The sequence below is a fragment of the Rivularia sp. PCC 7116 genome, assembly GCF_000316665.1.
In the GTDB taxonomy this organism is placed as follows: Bacteria; Cyanobacteriota; Cyanobacteriia; order Cyanobacteriales; family Nostocaceae; genus Rivularia.
This window is the reverse complement of sequence record NC_019678.1, coordinates 3533414-3553228: the sequence shown is the minus strand read 5'-3', so window position 1 is coordinate 3553228 and position 19815 is coordinate 3533414. Positions and strand designations below refer to the sequence as shown.

Annotated in this window: 17 protein-coding genes and 1 pseudogene; 13 read left to right on the top strand and 5 right to left on the bottom strand. The window is 36.0% G+C overall.

From position 1 onward, the window contains the following. Positions 1-8 precede the first annotated feature (8 nt). The 5 genes and pseudogenes from RIV7116_RS13895 to RIV7116_RS13875 all read left to right on the top strand — a co-directional run bounded on the left by RIV7116_RS13895 (position 9) and on the right by RIV7116_RS13875 (position 5860). Entirely contained in the window at positions 9-1265 is a 1257-nt protein-coding gene (locus tag RIV7116_RS13895; protein ID WP_015118935.1) for a hydrolase, read from the top strand. A 322-nt stretch (positions 1266-1587) separates the two neighbouring features. Next, on the top strand, positions 1588-2412 hold the full coding sequence (locus tag RIV7116_RS13890) for a class I SAM-dependent methyltransferase (RefSeq protein ID WP_015118934.1): 825 nt from the start codon (positions 1588-1590) through the stop codon (positions 2410-2412). A gap of 141 nt (positions 2413-2553) precedes the next feature. Further along, positions 2554-4284, top strand: a complete 1731-nt coding sequence (locus RIV7116_RS13885) for a mechanosensitive ion channel family protein (RefSeq protein WP_015118933.1) — start codon at positions 2554-2556, stop codon at positions 4282-4284. A gap of 662 nt (positions 4285-4946) precedes the next feature. Continuing rightward, a pseudogene (locus tag RIV7116_RS36955) lies at positions 4947-5153 on the top strand (septal ring lytic transglycosylase RlpA family protein); the annotation flags it as partial. 140 nt (positions 5154-5293) lie between these two features. Continuing rightward, positions 5294-5860: a hypothetical protein gene (locus RIV7116_RS13875; RefSeq protein WP_015118931.1), complete on the top strand. Its 567-nt coding sequence runs from the start codon at positions 5294-5296 to the stop codon at positions 5858-5860. A 44-nt stretch (positions 5861-5904) separates the two neighbouring features. On the opposite strand, the gene RIV7116_RS13870 is transcribed toward RIV7116_RS13875, so the two are convergent. Further along, entirely contained in the window at positions 5905-6246 is a 342-nt protein-coding gene (locus tag RIV7116_RS13870; protein ID WP_044290936.1) for an STAS/SEC14 domain-containing protein, read from the bottom strand. Between the two features lie 389 nt (positions 6247-6635). Between RIV7116_RS13870 and RIV7116_RS13865 the strand changes: the two genes are divergently transcribed. The 4 genes from RIV7116_RS13865 to RIV7116_RS13850 all read left to right on the top strand — a co-directional run bounded on the left by RIV7116_RS13865 (position 6636) and on the right by RIV7116_RS13850 (position 11662). After that, the gene (locus RIV7116_RS13865; protein ID WP_015118929.1) at positions 6636-7451 is read left to right on the top strand and encodes a methyltransferase domain-containing protein; all 816 of its coding nucleotides are present in this window, start codon (positions 6636-6638) and stop codon (positions 7449-7451) included. Between the two features lie 1026 nt (positions 7452-8477). Next, entirely contained in the window at positions 8478-9548 is a 1071-nt protein-coding gene (locus RIV7116_RS13860; protein WP_015118927.1) for a hypothetical protein, read from the top strand. A gap of 71 nt (positions 9549-9619) precedes the next feature. Beyond that, positions 9620-9856, top strand: a complete 237-nt coding sequence (locus RIV7116_RS13855) for a hypothetical protein (RefSeq protein WP_015118926.1) — start codon at positions 9620-9622, stop codon at positions 9854-9856. 225 nt (positions 9857-10081) lie between these two features. Further along, complete coding sequence (locus RIV7116_RS13850; RefSeq protein ID WP_015118925.1) at positions 10082-11662, top strand: polyamine aminopropyltransferase; 1581 nt, start codon at positions 10082-10084, stop codon at positions 11660-11662. Positions 11663-11886: 224 nt separating this feature from the next. Here RIV7116_RS13850 and RIV7116_RS13845 read toward each other — a convergent pair whose 3' ends face one another. Beyond that, positions 11887-12513: a Uma2 family endonuclease gene (locus RIV7116_RS13845; protein WP_015118924.1), complete on the bottom strand. Its 627-nt coding sequence runs from the start codon at positions 12511-12513 to the stop codon at positions 11887-11889. Positions 12514-12646: 133 nt separating this feature from the next. Here RIV7116_RS13845 and RIV7116_RS13840 point away from each other — a divergent pair, with 133 nt between their 5' ends. The 4 genes from RIV7116_RS13840 to RIV7116_RS13825 all read left to right on the top strand — a co-directional run bounded on the left by RIV7116_RS13840 (position 12647) and on the right by RIV7116_RS13825 (position 16865). Further along, positions 12647-13852, top strand: coding sequence for a glutathione S-transferase family protein (locus tag RIV7116_RS13840; RefSeq protein ID WP_015118923.1), 1206 nt, complete (start codon positions 12647-12649; stop codon positions 13850-13852). 119 nt (positions 13853-13971) lie between these two features. Then, positions 13972-14568 carry a DUF4178 domain-containing protein gene (locus tag RIV7116_RS13835; protein ID WP_015118922.1) on the top strand — a complete coding sequence of 199 codons (597 nt, stop codon included), beginning with the start codon at positions 13972-13974 and terminating at the stop codon, positions 14566-14568. A gap of 344 nt (positions 14569-14912) precedes the next feature. Beyond that, positions 14913-15764: a hypothetical protein gene (locus tag RIV7116_RS13830; RefSeq protein WP_015118921.1), complete on the top strand. Its 852-nt coding sequence runs from the start codon at positions 14913-14915 to the stop codon at positions 15762-15764. Positions 15765-16007: 243 nt separating this feature from the next. Further along, positions 16008-16865, top strand: coding sequence for a GNAT family N-acetyltransferase (locus RIV7116_RS13825; RefSeq protein WP_015118920.1), 858 nt, complete (start codon positions 16008-16010; stop codon positions 16863-16865). 19 nt (positions 16866-16884) lie between these two features. Here RIV7116_RS13825 and RIV7116_RS13820 read toward each other — a convergent pair whose 3' ends face one another. The 3 genes from RIV7116_RS13820 to RIV7116_RS13810 form a co-directional block, all read right to left on the bottom strand. After that, positions 16885-17673, bottom strand: coding sequence for a DUF4058 family protein (locus RIV7116_RS13820; protein ID WP_015118919.1), 789 nt, complete (start codon positions 17671-17673; stop codon positions 16885-16887). A 201-nt stretch (positions 17674-17874) separates the two neighbouring features. Beyond that, a complete protein-coding gene (locus RIV7116_RS13815; protein WP_015118918.1) occupies positions 17875-18333 on the bottom strand; it encodes a YbhB/YbcL family Raf kinase inhibitor-like protein in 459 nt (152 codons plus the stop codon). Positions 18334-18704: 371 nt separating this feature from the next. After that, entirely contained in the window at positions 18705-19736 is a 1032-nt protein-coding gene (locus RIV7116_RS13810) for a patatin-like phospholipase family protein (protein WP_015118917.1), read from the bottom strand. Positions 19737-19815: the final 79 nt, after the last annotated feature.

The window sequence follows — 19815 nt, the reverse complement described above, 5'->3', positions numbered from 1 at the left end:
TACTTCCTATGAGTTTCAAAAAAATATTGACTGTATTATTTACAATTACATTATTATTTATTCCTTGGTTAATTTTTCCTAATTATGCATCAGCGATACCGAGAAAAAATCTATACTTAGCTCAGGTGAGTAATTCGGTTAAATCAATGACTCCAGAAGCAGTATTAGAAAAAATATTTACTAGCGAAGATGTCAAAGCTGAATGGTTTGCATCAGATTTTTTAGCGCAAGTACCTATAGCGCAAATCGAATTTATAGTTAACGATTTTAAAAAGCAATTAGGCAGCTATCAAAAAGTAGAGCAAGATGATAATGATTATGTAGTTAATTTTAGTCAAGGTTCGGTAGCAACGGAAATAACTTTAAATAATCGGGGACAGATAATAGGATTATTGTTCCAACCACTAAGCTTAAAAATTAGTAGCTTATCTGATGCGATCGCCGAATTTAGAAAATTGCCGGGTAAAGTTAATTTTATAGTCAAAGAAAATTCTGAAGTTATTGCTGATTTTAACGGTAAAACTAGCTTAGCAGTAGGTTCAGCTTTTAAAATAGCCGTACTAAAAACTCTCAAACAGCAAATTGCTTCCGGACAAAAATCATGGTCAGATATAGTTATCCTAAAAAACGCAGATAAAAGTTTACCATCTGGAATTTTACAAACTTGGCCAGATGATTCACAATTGACACTGCAAACACTCGCCAGTTTAATGATATCTATGAGCGATAATACAGCCACAGATATTTTAATTAAGCAAGTTGGTAGAGAATCAATCGAATCAATTTCTTCTAATCAAAATATTCCTTTTCTAACAACTCGCGAACTATTTAGTTTAAAAGGTTCTCAAAATCGTAAATTCTTGCAGCGCTATCGTAAAGGTGATGAAAAACAACGTCGCCAAATCTTAGCAGAAATAGCCAATCAGCCGCTTCCCGGCGTAAACGAATTTATCCAAACTAATCCCAATGCATTGGATGTAGAATGGTTTTACAATGCCGAAGAACTTTGCGAATTAATCGAAGAAGTAGCAGATTTACCATTGATGGGTATTTATCCTGGAATTGCTAATCCCAAAGATTGGGAAAAAGTAGCATTTAAAGGAGGTTCCGAACCTGGTGTTATTAACTTAACAACTTGGTTAAAGGGAAAAAATGGTAAACAGTATTGTGTAGTTGCGACTTGGAATAATAGTAATGCTCTTGTAGATGAAGAAAAATTTGCTGCATTGTATGGTGGCGTGATATCTTTTTTACTCTCTCCTTAATAGAATACTTATGATTAAAAAAACCGCAGAAAGCGCAGAGTAAAGAGGTAAAAATAAATAGTTTAGAGGGATATATGAGTAGCTAGTAGAAAAGGTTATTGTTAAATAGTTATAGAAGTTAGCGACGCTCAATTTGCTGGTATTAGTCATATTTCTCATCTGGAATTGTGGAATAATTTAAAAAACATATTTGAGAAAAAATAGTGCTGCGTACCTTTACGTAAAACACCCCTCTCCTTAATAAGGAGAGGGGCTGGGGGTGAGGTAAAATTTGTAGTGAATCCAACTGAAAACAGCTATATAAATACTGCTCATAAATATTATGCAAAATAAAAATAAAACAGCATACAAACAACAATTACTAACCGACTTTAATAACAGAATCAATTACGATAGTGGTAGATTTTATATTCCTATAGCCAATCAGTTGGTTGAATTTGCGAATCTACAAAACGGACAAAAAATTTTGGATATTGCCACGGGTACTGGTATAGTTGCGTTGAATGCTGCCGAAAAAGTTGGTAGCGAAGGTAAAGTTATCGGTGTTGATATCTCGACGGGGATGTTGAGCAATGCTAAACAAAAGTTGGCTGAAACAAGTTTGCAGAATGTTGAATTTATCGAAGCAGATGCGGAAGGGTTAGATTTTGACGATAATAGTTTTGACGCTGTATTGTGCTCTTTGGCTGTTTGTTATTTAACTGATATCCCCACAGCTTTGCAAAAATGGCATCGATTTATCCAAAAAGATGGATTTATAGCTTTTAATGTTTGGAAGGAGAATGCTTTCCCAACTTCCGTTTTATTTAGAGAAGTTGCAAGAAGGTTTGGTGTAAATGTTCCTAACCCTAATGCAGCAATGGGAACTATTGAAAGATGCACTAAATTATTGCAGTCAATAGGTTTTAGAAATATTCAGGTAGAAACCGAGCAGTTTGGTTGGTATTTTCCGGTAGATGAAAAAATTGCTGAAGATATTTGGCTGATGAATGCGAAAAATGTTTTTGGTTATCAAGTATTTCAGCTTCCACCAGATAAATTCGAGAAATGCAAAGCTGAATATATCAAGGAAATGCAGAATCTAGCAACAACAGATAAAGGCGTTTGGTGCGATGCGCCGATATTTTTCGTGCGTGCAGTGAAATAGAGATGCTGTAAAATCAGTCGCTTCCAATTACCTGTTACCAATTACCCATTACCTATTACCTATTACCCATATAAATATTTAACGGGTACGTTTTCGCTTTAAACTAATCGTTAAGCAGTTGAAAAGTACTTTGGTAGAGATATGGTTAATCGACTAACGGGTTTGAGAAAGCGGCTATCTGCTAAAGCTTTTATATTGATTAGCCTGTTAACCTTTAGTTTAATTATCTTTACAAACACCGAAGTTCAAGCAGGAAGTTCAAATCAAAATCCTTTTGTTAACGCTTCGGGCAATCAAACTAGTATTGTTTATGCTCCCATAACGCTGGATGGGCGAGAAATTATACATATTGCAGCGAGGCAGGGAGTTGGTAATAACCTGGGTGAAAATACGATTTCACCCCTTGATATTCGGGTAGATATGTATGAAGAAAATCTTTCTCAAATTCTCGCTACAGGTTTCAATCCCAGGACATTATACGTTACCCCCACTCAAAGCGAACAACAAACTGTCATACTAGTAGGCGATCGCAACAAATTAAAACGACGCAAATTCATGAGCGTTACTGAGTTAGATGCTCAACTTCATGGTTTGTCGGTAAATGATTTAGCTAATGAATATAGTAAAAATATTCGTCCAGCATTAATTAAAGCACGGCAAGAAAGGCAACCAGAAACCATACAGCGTAATTTTTTTAATTCTCTGGGAATATTTGTAGGAATTATTTTGCTAACTGCATTATTAGTTTTCTATTATAAGAGTTTCGGAAAAAAAGGGGAAAGACTTGAAGAAGAAGAACCATCTTTAAGTGATTTTGGAATAGAATCAGAAAATGCAGCTTCGGAAGCAGAAGAAGACACGCAAATGATGGAATACTGCCAGCAAAAAATCATTTGGCAGCGAAAGTTAAATATTAATAGACTCAAAAGATGGATATTAGTAATTAGTTTATTTTTGTTATGGGTATTGGGATTAGCCGCAATTACGGGAATGTTTCCTTATACCCGCTGGCTGCAAGATTGGTTGCTGACAAAACCTTTATTACTAGGAATTGTTCTAAGTACAATTTTAGGTATGAAAGCAAGTGACGTTATTATCGATTTCTTATTCAGAAAGTTTTTAGATAAAGAATCCCAAAAGCCTAATGTTTCGGCACGATATATTTCTCGGCTAACAACCTTTTCTAATGTTGTCAAAGGAGCAATAACCTTTGTTTGGATGGTATTAGGTATTTTATGGTTTCTGGAAAAACTACACATTCCGATTATACCAATCTTGGCGGGAGCCGGAATTGTCGGTTTTGCTGTTTCTTTTAGTTCCCAAAATTTGATTCGAGATATCATTAACGGTATTATTATGCTTTGGGAAGACCAATTTATCATTGGTGACTTAATTAATATTAGTGGAACTGTAGGTGTTGTAGAAAACGTCAATTTACGGATGACTCAACTACGTCAAGCAAACGGTATTTTGAGTACTATTTCTAACAGTAGCATCTCAACAGTTCATAATTTAACAAAAGATTGGTCGCGGATAGTTTTTACTGTAGAAATTAGTCCAGAAGCAGATATAGATAAAGCATTGAAAATTGTTAGAGAAACGGCTTGCGGAATGCAAAATGATGAAGAATGGAAAGAAGCTGTTATTGACCCCGTTAATGTTTTAGGTGTTAATAATATTAGTTCAAATGGTATCGAAATCATGCTATGGTTAAAAACAGAACCCGGTACGCAATTCGCTTTAGGTAGAGAATTTCGTCGTCGTCTCAAGTATGCTTTTGATAGAGAAAATATAGATATTGGTATACCGCAACAGTCTTTACAATTAGAAGATTCTCCAGGATTAAGATTGTTAAATAATAATCTTAAATAATAAAATCTTGTAGGGTGTATTAGATGCACGACAATTCATCTGTTAATACGAGAAATTTTTGGACATCATCTAATGCACCATAACATTGACATAATAAAAGCATGAATTATTTTCATCAAAATCCCATCAAAGTCAACAGACTAGCTCCAGCTTTCTAGGTACGAGTATTTTTTTCGTATCCTCTTTTACTTGGAATTACTCCTTTCGGTTGATATATTGAAATAGTAATTACTTTTTTAGACAGTTGCTTGACGAATCAAAAGTTATACTACTGATTCTAAATTGGTAGAGAAATTGCCTACAGTAGTAATTACTAATTATAAGGATTCGTGTTTATGTATTCTTAAATTGCTTTCTACCTTAAGAAGCAATTTAAATCGTCGTAATCAAAGTGGTTCCCTATTAATTTTTCAAAATAATACAGACACATGAATCAAAAACGTATTCTGCTTGCTTTCTTGGGTACTGTTTTAGGAATTTGTTTCACAGCTTCTTCTTTCAGCCAGCAAGCAGCTTTTGCTTATTCAGAAAGTGAAGAAAGTAATGTAGTTGAAAGAGTAGAAAATAATCAATCATTGCTAATTGCAAGAAGACGTAAAAGACGTAGAAAAGCTCGTAAATGTTCTTCTCAAATTGCTTCTTATTACGGAAGTAATACAAAGTTAACAGCAGCACATAAAACCTTACCTTTTGGTACAAGAGTAAAGGTTACAAACAAAAGAAATGGACGTTCTGTTATAGTACGTATTAACGATAGAGGACCATTTATTCGCTGTAGAGTAATTGATGTTTCTCGTAAAGCAGCTAGAGAATTAGGAATGATTCGTTCGGGAGTTGCACCTGTCACCCTTAAGGTTTTAGGAAAATAATTAAAAACTAAATTAAAAACTAAATTAAAACTAAATATATTCTAAAATGTAGAGACGTTGTCGGGCACAGCGTCTTTATTTTTTACATCAAAAAATCATTTGTTAATATTCCCCAATTCCCAATTCTCAATTTTTACAAAATGGTATCAGAAAGACTTGCAGCGATTGAAGTTGCTAGCGGAAATTTAATTCCCGTTGCTTATAAACCTCCAATTAATTCTAGTGCTTCAAATTGGGAGGATATTTCAGTTGAGCAACATCGTTTACCAGCTTTTGAATCTCCGGAAATTTCTTTACAACAACATACTATTGCTATTCAACTTGGTAGTAGTTATCAAATTGATTGGAGGTTAGCAGGTGGTAAACTACATACTACTCAAATGCGAAAAGGTTTTATTGGTATTACTCCGAAAGGTATTCCAACTCAAGCACGTTGGTTTGAAGATGTTGATTTTATATTAATATCTCTTAATTCCCATCTTTTTAATAAGGTAGCTAGCGATTCTATTGATTGCGATTCTATTGAAATTATCCCCCAGCGTGGTGTTGATGATTCGCAGATTTTTCATTTGGGAATGGCTTTACAATCAGAAATTACAGCAGGATGTCCATCTGGTAATGTTTTTGCAGCAGTTGAAAATTTAGCTTCAGATAAAGGTGTTTGGAATGACAAGACAACCTTTTTTGTGGTTGCACGTAAAGATTAATTTAAAAAATTAAAAAAACTCAAAACTCAAAACTCAAAACTCAATCAACTCAGAATCCAACAACGTGCTTGACATCTATCTTCAAAGGGAAAACATTTCACTTTTACGCCCGCAACCAGCAAATCTTTCATATTTTCAAGACTTTCAATTAATTTTGTATCAATTACTATTGCTTCTTTTTCAAATCTGTGAAACTGACTTAAAGTAAATTCAAATTCTTTAATTATAGTTTCTAATGAAAATCCTTCAATGCCTTCAATTTCTACATAGATTCGTAAAAATTCGTAGTTTTCCTCTACTCCTCTAATAAAATTTGTCACTAATTCAAAGTCTTTAGGATTTACATTACCCTTAATTAAAACACCTATGACATTGTTTGCATCCATCGACAATAGTCTTATCATATTTTTCTCTCCAAAAAAATTTGAATAAAGATTTTATTTAGAATTGTAATATAGCCTTATGTTTTATTAACACACTTTCTATAGTGTTTAAAGTTACTACATAAGAACTTAATTTTTAGTTTTAATTTGAACATCAAAACTAAATATAAATGAAAATATTGCTTTTCTTACTTTCTTGTCTTATATATATTTGGGATAAAAAGAATCTGATTATGCACTTAACATAGGTGGGATGTATTCCTATGAATAACATTGAATAATATTTTGACATCAATAAAAAATACTGATAAGAGTATTTGATATAGCAATCAACTGTTTTGCAAGACTTTCATTAATTCCATTAAAAATACTTGATATATCATATTTTGTAAATGTCTAATTATACAAATCTTAACGACTATAAGCAGCAAGTAGCTGGTTATTTCAATGCTAGAACTAATTATGATGCTAGTGAATTAGCAAACCGTCGTGCCGAGAGTTTTTTGAAACTATTGCCTTTAAAGAAGGGAGATAAAGTACTTGATATTGCCACCGGTACGGGTTTGATTGCTATTCCTGTAGCTGAAATGGTTGGTAAAAATGGCAAAGTTATTGGAGTTGATATTGCTACAGCTTTGCTTAAGCAAGCACAAAATAAAATCGATAAATTTAATTTAGACAATATTGAGTTAATTGAAGTAGACGCAGAATATCTAAACTTTAACGAAAACAGTTTTGATGCGGTTTTATGTTGTTCGGCGGTGATGGTTTTTCAAAATATTCCTACTGCTTTTAAAGATTGGTATCGTTTGCTAAAGCCAGGGGGAATCGTAGCTTTTAATGCTTATGCAGAAACTTCTTTGATGACACCTGCAATCATTCAATCTTGTGCTAGCTGCGGTATCTCTCTACCTAATATACACGAGCCTTTGGGTACCGAAGAGAAATGCGAAATTCTTTTAAAAGAAGCTGGTTATAATGACATTAAAGTCATCACTGAGCAATTCGGTAAGTATATACCGGTTGATAATGCCAAGAAGATTTTTGATGCAAATACTTGGATTCATCCTGAAAATCCATTGTTGCAACTTTCGTTAGAAAAAAAAGAATCACTGAAAGCTGAATTTGCAAAAATAATTGAAAACTTGGCTACAGAAAAAGGTCTTTGGCATGACATTACAACCTTTTTTGTATTAGCAAAGAAGTAGATATTGATTTTTCCGAAAAAGAAAATATTAATAATTTATTAGTAAATATAGCAGTTGTCAGTTGAGCAGAATATAGTCAAAACCTCACCCTGTCCTTGCGGACATCCCTTATTAAGGAGAGGAAACGAGGTGAATATAATTCGTAATTCGTAATTCGTAATTCGTAATTAATTTCCCATAAATGAATTTAGGGGCTTCGATAGAGTATAATCCACGGATAAATCCGGGGGCTTCAAACCCTTAAAAATCTACTCGGTGAGGTTCAGTTTGTATTGCATCCAAATGAAAAACGCTATAAATATTGAAATACAAATTTAACTATAGATTAACTGATTTATAAATACAAATATATACAGCTATAATTATACTTACTTGTTTTTAGTTAGATTGAGCAATTAAACCGTATAATCCACATTTTTAGCTTCAAAATAATTATTAATGTATCAATCTAAAAAGCTTAATTATTGGTATATCTTTAATTTTGATTATTTTATGTATCAAATCTGCTTTTCTCAAAGGTGATCGTAAACTTGTTCTTAAGATAACTGTGAAGCTAAAATGCTATCTGAGTATCTATAAAAATTAATCTGATAAAAACTATGATAAAAGCAATTTTCCTTGGACTAACAATATTCACATTATTATGGGGCATAGCCCAATGTACTACTAGAAATAGCTACTACGCTCCTTCCGGAGGTCGCTCCTCTTACACCAATTTTCCAGGAGGTGGCCCTGGACGTGGAAAGTAAAAAGGTCGGTAAATTTACTATTTGAAATCAGCCGTAATGATTTTGGTAAACAATACTAAATTATACTGTATTTTTACGCACAAACCCTTAACTGTTAATAGCTTTCTATCCGTAAAATCATCATTTTTAGCTGAATAAAAATTGACTTTATACATTTTCAAGAAAGCTAAATCCTTTGTTAAATCTGACTTACAGTAGTTTTATAAACTAAGTTTACTTTTTCCGGAAGGTTATCATGTCATTGTGTTGTTAAAAATACTGTCAAGCTGAAAATATTATGTCAGCAAGTATAAATGTAAAGAAGACAAATCGTTTTATAGATCCCGCACTTTATATTGCTTTTGGTGCTACAGGCTTTGTTTTTTTAGCATTAATTGCATCTGCATTTTTTGGCAAAGTGCTTTTTTCTAAAACTGTTAGAGTTGCTGAAGAAGAAGTAGTCAAAATTGAAGCCTTGAAACTTGAGCCTCAATTAGTAGGAGCATTGCGGATTGATGCAAAAGCCTCTTTACCAGACAATCATTCAGTGATGTACGAGATTCAGTTGCTTGATAAACAAGGAAAACTGATTGCTTCTGCAACCAAAGATGCATGGAGACAATCAGGGATTTGGTATGAAGATGGCGAATCTGGTAGCTGGAGCGAAGATGATTTAGATGCTGGTTTAGATGTACGTGCTAAGAAAAACGAAGAGGTAACGGTTGCTATTTCTATACTCGATTATGAAAATTTATCGGGAGGAAGAGCTAGATCGTTAACTACATTTTCAGCCAATGATTTAATTGGCAATCAAGCGAATCAACCGCAACCGACGAAGAATGCCGTAAATTTTGACGTAGAAATTACTAACGGAGTTATAGACAACCGTCATTTATGGCCTGGCTTATTTGGGACTTTAGCTTTGGCAGTGATCACGTATATTGCAGCACCAAATACTGGTAAAAAGGTGATTTCCAAAGCAATCAACGATAGCGATCCTAGCGATCGCGCAACTCTTGGTGGTGCTAATAAATTGGTGCGGGTGAAAATCAACGTCACATCAGACGAAAACAGCCCCCGTACAATGGCAGCTAGATTGGTTGTCAATGATTCTTATGGAGAACAGCTATACAGCGAACATATTCCTTTGAATTTAACTTTTCATAGAGAAGATGGAAAACTTGAAAAAGTAACGGGTTTTGCACAAAAATTCTTTGTCTTAGAAAACCAAGATTCATATGGTTTTCATGTAGAAGTAATACCAGATGCACCAGTTGATAGAACAGTTCTTACTGTTATCGACGGTAATCGCACTCGTAGAGCAGTAGAAGCTATACACATTGGTTCTTCAGTAACAGATAGCCTATAGGATTTTGAATTTTGAATTTGAATTTTGGATTGAAAAAACAGGTAAAACAAACAATAATTTAAATAAAAACTATGCTTACAAAAGTTTTTGCTGGAATAGCCGCACTAATGGCAATATGGTCAATTACCGACGCTTATACCCAAAAATCTGCTTTCGTATTGCGCGAAGAAAAACAAGCAAACTTCTCCCCTCGTCGCGGAACTAGTGCATCAGGCTACTACAACAACCGGGGAACCTGGATATTTTACTCATCCGAACGTTCTTCATACGGTGGTTTCCGAGGTGGAGGTCCCGGTACCGGAAAGTAAGAGAGATGGGGGAGAGGGAGAGAGTGAGAGAGGGAGAGGGGGAGAAATATTTTTAGTAAGCAGCTAGTAGGGAGCGAGACGCTCCCACTAAATTGTTGATAGCTCTTAATTACTCACCGCTCACCGCTCACTGCCCACTGCCCACTGCTCACTGATGATCCACATCCTCCGGATGAACAACTGTTAACTGTTAACTGTTAACTGTTCGCTGTTTACTGAAATGAAATGGAAGCAAATAATTTTTCTGAGATAGGGGAAAGTACTGTAAAGGATAGTTATTCTTTAACCAGTACTCAACATAAATTATTACTGGCTGCTGCGGCTGTTTCTTCTGGCTGCGGGCTGGCTGTTGAACTACTTTTAGGTACTTTAGCTAGCTATTTGGTAGGTAATCAAGCTCTTGCTTATGGTATTGCTGTCGGTGGTTTTTTGGCGGCTATGGGTGTTGGTTCTTACTTGAGCCAGTTTATTGAACCTAATGGTGAAGGTCGTTTGCTACAACGCAAACTGCTGTTAACTTTTGTGGGTGTAGAATTGGCGATCGCTCCATTAACAGCCTTGCTACCTCTGGGTTTGTTCGCTTTATTCGTGATGAATGGTTCGATTTGGCTGGGGTTATTTTTAGTCACGATTTTGCTGGGAATACTCGCCGGTTTAGAAGTACCAATTTTAACCAGAGTTCTGGAAATGCAGGAAGGAGTTCGAGAAGCTTTAGCTGGAGTGCTGGCGCTGGATTATGTGGGAGCGCTTTTCGGTTCGCTAGGTTTTCCAGTTCTTTTGCTACCGATGTGCGGCATGTTTCCTACTGCTTTTATATTAGGAGCATTACCGGCTTTGATGGTATTTTTTATCGGACGCAATTTTTCCCATTTAAAACGTTGGAGCTACATCGGTTTAATTTTGGGTGTACTGCTTTTAACTCTGGCACCTGCAACTATTCCCATCAGCAATAAATTAGAAAATAACTTATATTCAGCACCTATAGTTAAAAGAGTACAATCTCCTTATCAAAGAATTGTATTAACCCGTAAAGGTAAAGATGCCAGATTGTTTCTCAACGGCGATTTACAACTTTCCACGATAGATGAATACCGCTATCATGAAGGATTAGTGCATCCAGCCATGAGCGCAACACCTGATAGAAAAAAGGTTTTGGTATTAGGTGCTGGGGATGGCATGGCAATTAGAGAAGTACTTAAATGGAAAGAAGTTGAAAAAGTAGTACTAATCGAATTAGATCCAGAAGTTGTTAAAATAGCCAGCCGTCACCCACAATTAAGAACAGTTAACGATAATTCTTTGCAGGATTCTCGGGTAGAAGTAATCAACGCCGACGCATTTCTAAGCGTGCCCAAACTTAAAGAAAAATTCGACGTAATTATTGCAGACTTCCCCGATCCAGACCAAAAAGTGATCGCCAAACTGTACTCAGAAGGTTTTTACCGACGTTTATTAGGAAGACTTGCAGATGAAGGTGTTTTTGTAACGCAAGCATCGAGTTCATTTTTTGCTCCGAAAGTAATTAGTTGTATAGCCGCAACACTTGGAGAAGTCGGATTAAAAGTAAATCCTTATACAGTAACCGTTCCTAGTTTTGGTCCTTGGGGTTTTGTCTTGGCATCCCGTCAAGAATTAAACTCAGAAAAACTGCAACTCCCCGTAGAAACCCGCTTTTTAACAGAAAGCTTATTACATAATTTATTTGAACTACCAAAAGATATACAGTTAGGAAACGTAGAAATAAATCGACTTTCCCATCCCGTAATTGTTAGCTATCAAATGCAAGCGCGATGGTTGAATTATTAATTTGGTAATGGGTAATTGGGCATTGGGCATTGGGCATTGGGGATTGGGAATAGTTAGGAGTTAGTAATTATAGGGTATGTGACGTGTTCGATTAATTTGGTTATGACGATAAGGAAGATAATCGCGTCACGCACCATCTTAGGTTGTATAGCGTTACTAAAGGGCATGGGGCATTGGCAATTGGGCATAGTTCTGAGTTAGGAATTATGAGTTATAAATAAGCCTTAAAATGCAGCAGCATTAAAAATTTGCTCAACAGTTAAATTTAGATTGGGAAATGCTTTTGATTGAATAGTTCCACTTTTTAATGCTGTTCTGACATACTGACCATTTACTAATTCGCAAATTGTAAACGTTGCTTCTTTTGGGCTACCAATGAACTCTTTACCACCTATTCCAAGATAATCAACAATCCAGTACTCAGGTATGCCAATATCGCTGTATTCGTCAAATTTTAGGGCGTAATCGTCTTGCCAGTTTGTGCTTACCACTTCTATTACTAAAGGAATTGATGCACTTTGAGAGACGGTTGATTCCTTTCTATATAATGGCTCGTTGGCTAAATTACGTTTATCTAATACCAAGACATCGGGTAAAAAGCCAGAATCTTTGCCTAATGGTTTTACTAAAACTTTTGGAGCAATAAAGTAGGGTAAATCGAAGTTTTCAAATCTGGCTGATAATTTTCTGATAAAAAAACCTGTAACGTTTTCATGTTCTCCGATTGGTTGAGCCATTTCTACAAGTATCCCCGAATGTAACTCATATCTTTTATCCCCCGTGTCTAAGTTGGCAAATTCTTCAAATGTTATTAGTGTTTCTGTTAGTACTTTAGGTAGCGTTTGAGTCATTTTTACCTCTTACCGTTTATTATTTTCCTACTCCCTTATCCTAATTACGATTTTTAAAACCGACCTACTTAGTGCAATAAAAAATATTGTAGAGTCAAGAAAAGTCCTTAGTAAAGCCATATCAACTCATCCTATGACTACCACTCCTCTTAGCTGGCAAGAACTAGAAACACTTACGGATTATGAAATAGATACGGTAAATGGCTCTACGAATGCTAGAGCCAGGTTGCGCTTATTTGGGCAGTCGGAATCTGATGTACGGGTAACGCTTTACCGCGATAATCACGCTTGGTGTCCTTACTGTCAAAAAATTTGGTTGTGGTTGGAGGAAAAACAAATTCCCTACCGCATCGAGAAAGTGACAATGTTCTGCTACGGGAAGAAAGAAAGTTGGTATAAACGTAAAGTTCCGTCAGGAATGCTCCCCGCTATCGAGCTAGATGGGCAGATTATTACCGAAAGCGATGATATTTTGATTGCTTTGGAAAGAGTTTTTGGCGTATTGAATCAAGGAATGCAAGATTCTAATGTGATTCCTCTACGCCAATTAGAACGACTTTTATTTAGAGCATGGTGTTCTTGGCTGTGCTACCCAGCAAGTTCTTCTCAACAAGAACAACGCAACCGAGAACAATTTATACAAGTAGTGGCTAAAATTGAGCAAGCGTTGGCGGCAACTCCGGGACCTTACTTTCTAGATAACTTCGGCATAGTTGATGTCATCTTTACCCCTTATGTAGAAAGAATGAATGCCAGCCTTTATTACTACAAAGGCTACTCCATGCGGGAAGACAATCCTCGCTTTAACGCATGGTTTGCGGCAATGGAAACTCGACCAACCTATCGCGGTACCCAGAGCGACTTTCACACCCACGTACACGATTTGCCGCCACAGATGGGGGGCTGTTGGGAAAACGGCGAACCCCAAATGCTGATTAATAAAGCGCGGGTAGATAATGGTCCTTGGTTTGGACTGCCAGATGTTGGTTATCCAGAACCCGAAAACTCCCGCTCCGAAGCCCTTCAGAGAACGATCGCACACCGCGCTAATATTATCCGAGTCAACCCCGCCAAGGATAAATTATTCGATGAAGCGCTACGCTGTGCTTTAACCCACATGATGACTGGTAAAGACTGCGTACCTCCAGCAGGTTCAGATGTTGCTCTACGATATCTGCGCGATCGCATAAATGTACCCCGAGATATGTCCATCTATGCAGCCAAGCATTTAAGGGAATCCCTGGAAAAAACCGCAGCTTTAGCTGGTGAAAGACAGCCAGAACCAATTCCCATTAGGCATCGCAGAGACCAAGATCCATCTAACTTTGCCATAAGATAAGCAATATTCTCTCCCCCTGCCCCCTGCCCCCCTGCTCCCCCTGCTTATCTCAACAGATCAATTTCTGAACTGAACCGATTGCCCCCTACCCCCCTATAAAAAAATCTCAAGGAAAAACTATGACACTATTACTATGGCTTGGAGTTTTCGTAATCATCGCTGGCGGAGCTTATTTATTAGTGCTTCAACAGCGAGGTACATTACCTGGTAGTAAACCTAAAAAAGAATTACCGTCGCTCAAACGCAATATATTTAATTTGCAAATCGGCGATATTGTTCAATACATGGGTATTGACTGGGTGGTGGAAGGAAAACTTACTTATAAAGATGGTGAGTATTCCTGGCTGGAATATATGCTGCAAGATAATAATGACATTAGATGGTTAAGCGTGGATGAAGACGACACTGTAGAAGTTGCATTACTAGAAGCAACCAATCAATTAGATATTAGCGAAACACCACCACCTAAAAAGTTAACTTTCGGGGATGAAAATTATAAATGCGTTGACTCTGGGGTAGCGAGTATGAGTCGTGAAGGTACCGTGCAAAGACGTACAGCTTCGCGGTGTCAATACTTTGATTACGAAGGCTCCGCAGATAAAGTACTTTCCATTGAAGTTTGGGATGGAGAAACCGAAGTTACTGTCGGTAATAGGATAAATCCTAGGTCGTTGACTATTTTACCCGGTGATGGGAATCGGGTTTATGGATTGTGAAAATTAACGCGGAAAATGTTTGTAGTTGCGCTACTCTGCGAGAAAGCTATGTCGTTACGGACACTCTCTGCTAACGCTTACAGCGCCTTTTATAGGGAGCGCGAAAACGCAACTACGAGCATTAATAATAACTATTAATGCAAACCTGATATTATTAGTATTCCAACAGTAAATTATTATCCTGAGCTATATTCTTGAAGAATTTTACCTCTTGTAAAGGTTCCCTATTTCATGTAATTAACTTTTAAAAATAAAATAAAAATAATTTTCGGAATATACATATTTTAGCTTGTATGAAAATCTATCTATAGTTAAAATCTATAATCTCCAATATTTTACAGAACATGAAAAAGTCTATCTTCACAACTGCGGTTTTAATTACTTCTTTATTATTCGTTGGCTGTAATAACGCTCAAACAAACAATACTGATAATCAAATTCCGTCAGATAATTCCGAAATAGTTTCAGATGCGGGTGATATAAAAGATAATTCACAAGTAGACTCAGTAAATAAAGACATAACAGATACTTCAACTAACGCTAATAAAGATTTTAGTAAGACAACAAATCCAGTTAAGAATGTTTCTAGAAATCTTATAGCAGGAAAAGGACAGCCAAAAGTTGGAACTATTAAAAGAATAGAACAAGGTGATTTGGCTTGCTATGTAACCTTAATTGACGAAAAAGGAAAAGAGCATAATATTAATGCTGATTTTGATATCTGTGCTGACAAAGAAAAATTTATAAATCAAAAAGTTAAACTTAGCTACAAGATATTAAATTTCAATGACTGTCAAAGTATCGAACCTTGCGGCAAGACTAAAAAAGAATCCGCAATTGTCAAAATGGAAGTTATTGGTGGTTCTAAATCTGGAAAATCTTCCGGAGATACTCAAACTTTGAGTAACGGCGAATGGACTATCAAACTTAGCAATTACGATTCTTGGAATGGTGTTAATAATACCGGAAACGTCAAATATTATGGCTGCGATTCTAAAGGCAATTGTCTCGAACTAACAGGTGGTAAAGTTTATTGTCGGAATGGTAAATGTGTAACTGGTTGGAAAAATGGAGAATATAGTTATGCTATAGAAAGTGCGATTACTGAAGATGGTAATAATCCTCAAGGTTCAACTTTAATAGTTCGTCAAAGCGGTAAAGTTATTCTGAGAGCAGAAGGATTGAAGAGTATTTAAGAATAGTTAATAAATCTGGTGAAATTAAAGCATATTAATGACCTAGTTTTTTGAAGAAGCTAGGTTATTTGATTTATAAGTATAATTTATCAATATAGATAATTTTATTCAACTGCCTTCTTTTCAGTGTAGCTCTCAAGAAAGCTTTCAAATTAAAGTTTCTCTTGATAATATTTGTTTTACAGAAAGTTTTTTTTGTTTATAAACAAATAGTAAAAATCAACATTTTGGCAGATTATCTGAATGCATCAAACCAAGCGCGATAAAATTATTATATTTCCTTCTCATCAACAAATAAAAGCTGCTGCTTACTGGTTACAAAAATATCATCCTGCAAATCCAGATTTAGAATACGCTCTTAATCTTGTTATTCTAGGTAAAATCGTTCCCGATAAAACTGGAGAATTAGTTGCTATTTCCTACAAACCATCTATAAATCAAAAGGTAACTCCGGATAATATTCAAGGAGCTATGATGATAAATTCTCAAAATACTCAAACATCTTTTGAGAGTAGCAATCAAATTACTACCAAAATCTTATTTTCCCTGGTTAAAAAATGCGGTTTACCTAAAAAAATTATTACTTCAAGTCAAGTTAAACAGTGGATTCGTCCGCTGATGCTCGAACATTATCAAATAGAAAGAGAATATGACCAATTAGTAATGATTTGTACTCAACTATCTGAGATTAAAGATAATAGTAAAGGTCGTTGGGCAACATTACAAGATAAACCTGCACTCATAGCTTACGAGCAAGCATATATTACAGAGCGCGGTAGTGGAAATCCGAATCGCGATTGGAACAGTTTAATTAAAAAGCGTCAGATAGCAGTTTTAGAATACTCTGGTAAAATTGCTTCAGTTGTTAGGTACAATCCAACAGCAAATTATGCTTTGGTAGTAGCGCCATTCACTTTTCCCGAATTTCGCAGACAGGGATTAGCTCGACAACTGCTAGCGTTTTTGGCTAAAGAATTACTTTCAGAATATGCAGTTTTGAAACTGTGGGTAGATAAAGAGAATATTCCCGCGATCGCGCTTTACTGCTCTTTGAATTTCCAACAGATTGGTTCTTGCTACACTGGTTATTTCTCTAAATAGTTATTAGTCCCAAAATATTTTAACTACGCAATTCTTTCTCTTTCAAAAGTGTATCAGCCCAAATTTTATCTTCCGAATTTAACGCTGGTACTGGTTCAATACTATAATCAATTGCTAAATAAAATCTTCCTCTTTCGTAAACTTGCTCTAACAAACTTTGTAAGTCTACCAAAGGTTCGTTGTCTTCAGATTTGAGAGGAAGCAAAAATTGAGGGATTTGTTGTTGAAGATAAAATCCGAACACTTCAGCTAAGGGACGACGATTTCCACGAGCAACTAAGATGCGATAATCAGTTTTTGGAATTTCGCTAAGAATTTGCATCGGGCTGCCAGCACGAAGCAAGTCAATTTCTACCAAATGTGTAGGAGTACTTAATACATCTCGACGCTTTTCTTCGTAAGCATCTCTTCCTTTTCCGGTACGTTTATTAGTAGGAGAAAGAACTTCGATAGTTGTTACGACATACCCAGTTGCGACTTCTCGAATTTCTAAATATGCTTCTTTCTTTTCTTCCGGTACTGGAAGTTTTACAGTTACCGATTCACCTTGAACGGGTAAAGTTGCTGTTGCTACTTTATTCTCAGTAGAAGTATTTTTTTTAGTTGTTACAGCTACATCAGGAATTCCCACCAAAACCGAATCTTCAACATCACCTAAATAAGTCCGCTTTTCGATAGCTACCCGATATTCTAGGCTAAGTTGCGGTTCTACTGCATCAGCAATTGCTGTAATCAAACGATGATGAACTTCCGACCATAATTCAGGATTTTCTAGATAGGGGTTCATTCCTGGAAATGGAGAAGACATAAGCCGTACCTTGCATGACTATAATTTCAATTTTAGATTAAAGTCATATGTTGTGCTTAGATTAGAAACCGGGTTTCTAATGAATCGCTAAACTAAGAATAATATTTTTACGACTAGAAACCCGGTTTATTTTGCTGTTTTCTATTCCCTATTACCTACTACGAATTCCTTTCACCAGTTCATTAAAAAAACTACTAAAAACTACTTTTGTCGTTTGTAGCGTCCGATTAATTCTGTTTGCGAAACTATATGCCCTTCCATAGCTGCTTCGATATCTTTTTTACTAGCACCCGCAGCTAAACCTAAAGATGTGTCTAAAGCATATAGCTTGAAATAGTAGCGATGGGTTCCGTCGGGGGGACATGGAGCTCCGTAACCAAATTGTTCGTAGTCGTTAGTGCCGTGAATCCCGCTACCATCTAGCATTGCATCCGGCGCAATTGCTTGAGGGATATAACGAGTTTTCGGTGGAATATCGTAAAGCACCCAATGAACAAAAGTCTTACCGGGAGCATCTGGATCGTCCATGATTAACACCAGACTTTGGGTTTCACGAGGTGGTTCATCCCACTTCAAAGATGGGGAAATTGCTTCACCATCGCAGGTAAATTCAGGTGGAATTAATCCATCCGCAGAAAAACTATCGCTTTCTAATTTCATAGGTTGGTAACAGGAAGTTAATTTGTATAAAGATAAAGCTTGTTACCGTCTGGGTTAGGAACAGTAGCTGCACTTCTGTGCTGTAGATTAACGCTGTTTATTGCTAAAATCCGTCACCCAAAAGGAATTTATTCTTAAAAGTTTCTCAGTCTAAAGTAATATGCCTTCAGTGTTAAAAGCCGTTGAGTGAAAAGGAACAGAGAACAGTTAGTAGGTTTGATTAGACGCAAGAAAACTTCTAAGTCTATCTTTAAATAATCATGTTGGGTTACGACACGATTTGATCGATTTTCGTCACAAGCTCACATTACTTATCGTGTCTAACCCAACCTACAAGATTTCTTGGCTAAATTAAATAATCAAGAGTCTTTTTAAGCTCCAAGATGCTCGCACAATTTATCAAGTTCTCGACTTTGCTCTGAAATAATTGTATGTGCAACTTTTTCCAATAATTTCATATTTTCTTCAGTCGTATTATCTAAATCATCATTTGCTTCAGTTAATTCTTTTTGGAAGCGGTAGTACTGTTTATCGATATTTTGGGCATCCGGTAATAACTGTCTTAATTGATAGTTTGCGACCTCGCTAGCACCATCAAGAAAAATATTAATTAATGGCTGCAACCATTGCAGTTTTCCCCAATTAACTGCTTCGTCGTAAGGAAATTTTCTTGTCAGAGAACCGGTACCAAAAGAAGCAACTAAAATATTTTCTAAACCTATTTCTTCACCGTGATTTTGCGAATAGATAATAGCTTCAACAATTGCTAAGGCTGTAGGATTATTTGCAAACATTGCACCATCGACTAAAGCATAATCGCCAGCATCATCACAACCGCGCATCGCTAATTTATAAGGTTCAAAAAAAGTTGGAGCAGCAGAAGTTGCCATCGCAGCTTCTATCATCTTGTAATCGGTACAAAGCTTGCGAAAACTAGTTCCTGAATGTCTTTGAAATGTAGAATTATTAATAAAAAATACCGGCACCCGCAACTCTATATCGTAACTAGTAATAAAAATATTAGTTAATGCATCTTGAAGAACGGCATCCTGAAAGTATTTTTCAGCAATTTTTTGTCTACCCTCAGAAGGATATTTTGGTCTTAATAAATCATCAACTTCCGTCAAACTTTCTAAAAAAGGCTCGTGAAAAATATTTTTTCCATCTTTTCGGTACATATTGATTATCTCTTCCATACTGTACCGAGCAGTATTTGGATTTTCGGGATTTGGCATGGTGAGAATCATTGCTAGAAAACCTCCAGTTGAAGTTCCAGCGATTAAATCAAACAATTCCCATATTCGTTTTTGAGTTCGTTGTTCAATTTCCTTAAGAATTATTGCCGGAACAATACCACGAATACCGCCACCATCGATTGATAATACTTTATATTTAAAAGACATATTTATTCCCTCTTTTATCTTAATTCTTAAGTATCCTACAGCAATGATGGTGGCAATTTCGCCGAGGTAAGTTTATTTT

Excerpts from the sequence above, each read along its gene's own strand:
- RIV7116_RS13865 (WP_015118929.1), top strand. The coding sequence starts at position 6,636 with ATGTCTAATTATACAAATCTTAACGACTATAAGCAGCAAGTAGCTGGT.
- RIV7116_RS13810 (WP_015118917.1), bottom strand. The coding sequence starts at position 19,736 with ATGTCTTTTAAATATAAAGTATTATCAATCGATGGTGGCGGTATTCGT.
- RIV7116_RS13875 (WP_015118931.1), top strand. The coding sequence starts at position 5,294 with ATGGTATCAGAAAGACTTGCAGCGATTGAAGTTGCTAGCGGAAATTTA.
- RIV7116_RS13820 (WP_015118919.1), bottom strand. The coding sequence starts at position 17,673 with ATGTCTTCTCCATTTCCAGGAATGAACCCCTATCTAGAAAATCCTGAA.
- RIV7116_RS13845 (WP_015118924.1), bottom strand. The coding sequence starts at position 12,513 with ATGACTCAAACGCTACCTAAAGTACTAACAGAAACACTAATAACATTT.
- RIV7116_RS13830 (WP_015118921.1), top strand. The coding sequence starts at position 14,913 with ATGAAAAAGTCTATCTTCACAACTGCGGTTTTAATTACTTCTTTATTA.
- RIV7116_RS13860 (WP_015118927.1), top strand. The coding sequence starts at position 8,478 with ATGTCAGCAAGTATAAATGTAAAGAAGACAAATCGTTTTATAGATCCC.
- RIV7116_RS13855 (WP_015118926.1), top strand. The coding sequence starts at position 9,620 with ATGCTTACAAAAGTTTTTGCTGGAATAGCCGCACTAATGGCAATATGG.
- RIV7116_RS13890 (WP_015118934.1), top strand. The coding sequence starts at position 1,588 with ATGCAAAATAAAAATAAAACAGCATACAAACAACAATTACTAACCGAC.
- RIV7116_RS13885 (WP_015118933.1), top strand. The coding sequence starts at position 2,554 with ATGGTTAATCGACTAACGGGTTTGAGAAAGCGGCTATCTGCTAAAGCT.
- RIV7116_RS13840 (WP_015118923.1), top strand. The coding sequence starts at position 12,647 with ATGACTACCACTCCTCTTAGCTGGCAAGAACTAGAAACACTTACGGAT.
- RIV7116_RS13815 (WP_015118918.1), bottom strand. The coding sequence starts at position 18,333 with ATGAAATTAGAAAGCGATAGTTTTTCTGCGGATGGATTAATTCCACCT.
- RIV7116_RS13895 (WP_015118935.1), top strand. The coding sequence starts at position 9 with ATGAGTTTCAAAAAAATATTGACTGTATTATTTACAATTACATTATTA.
- RIV7116_RS13870 (WP_044290936.1), bottom strand. The coding sequence starts at position 6,246 with ATGGATGCAAACAATGTCATAGGTGTTTTAATTAAGGGTAATGTAAAT.
- RIV7116_RS13825 (WP_015118920.1), top strand. The coding sequence starts at position 16,008 with ATGCATCAAACCAAGCGCGATAAAATTATTATATTTCCTTCTCATCAA.
- RIV7116_RS13850 (WP_015118925.1), top strand. The coding sequence starts at position 10,082 with ATGGAAGCAAATAATTTTTCTGAGATAGGGGAAAGTACTGTAAAGGAT.
- RIV7116_RS13835 (WP_015118922.1), top strand. The coding sequence starts at position 13,972 with ATGACACTATTACTATGGCTTGGAGTTTTCGTAATCATCGCTGGCGGA.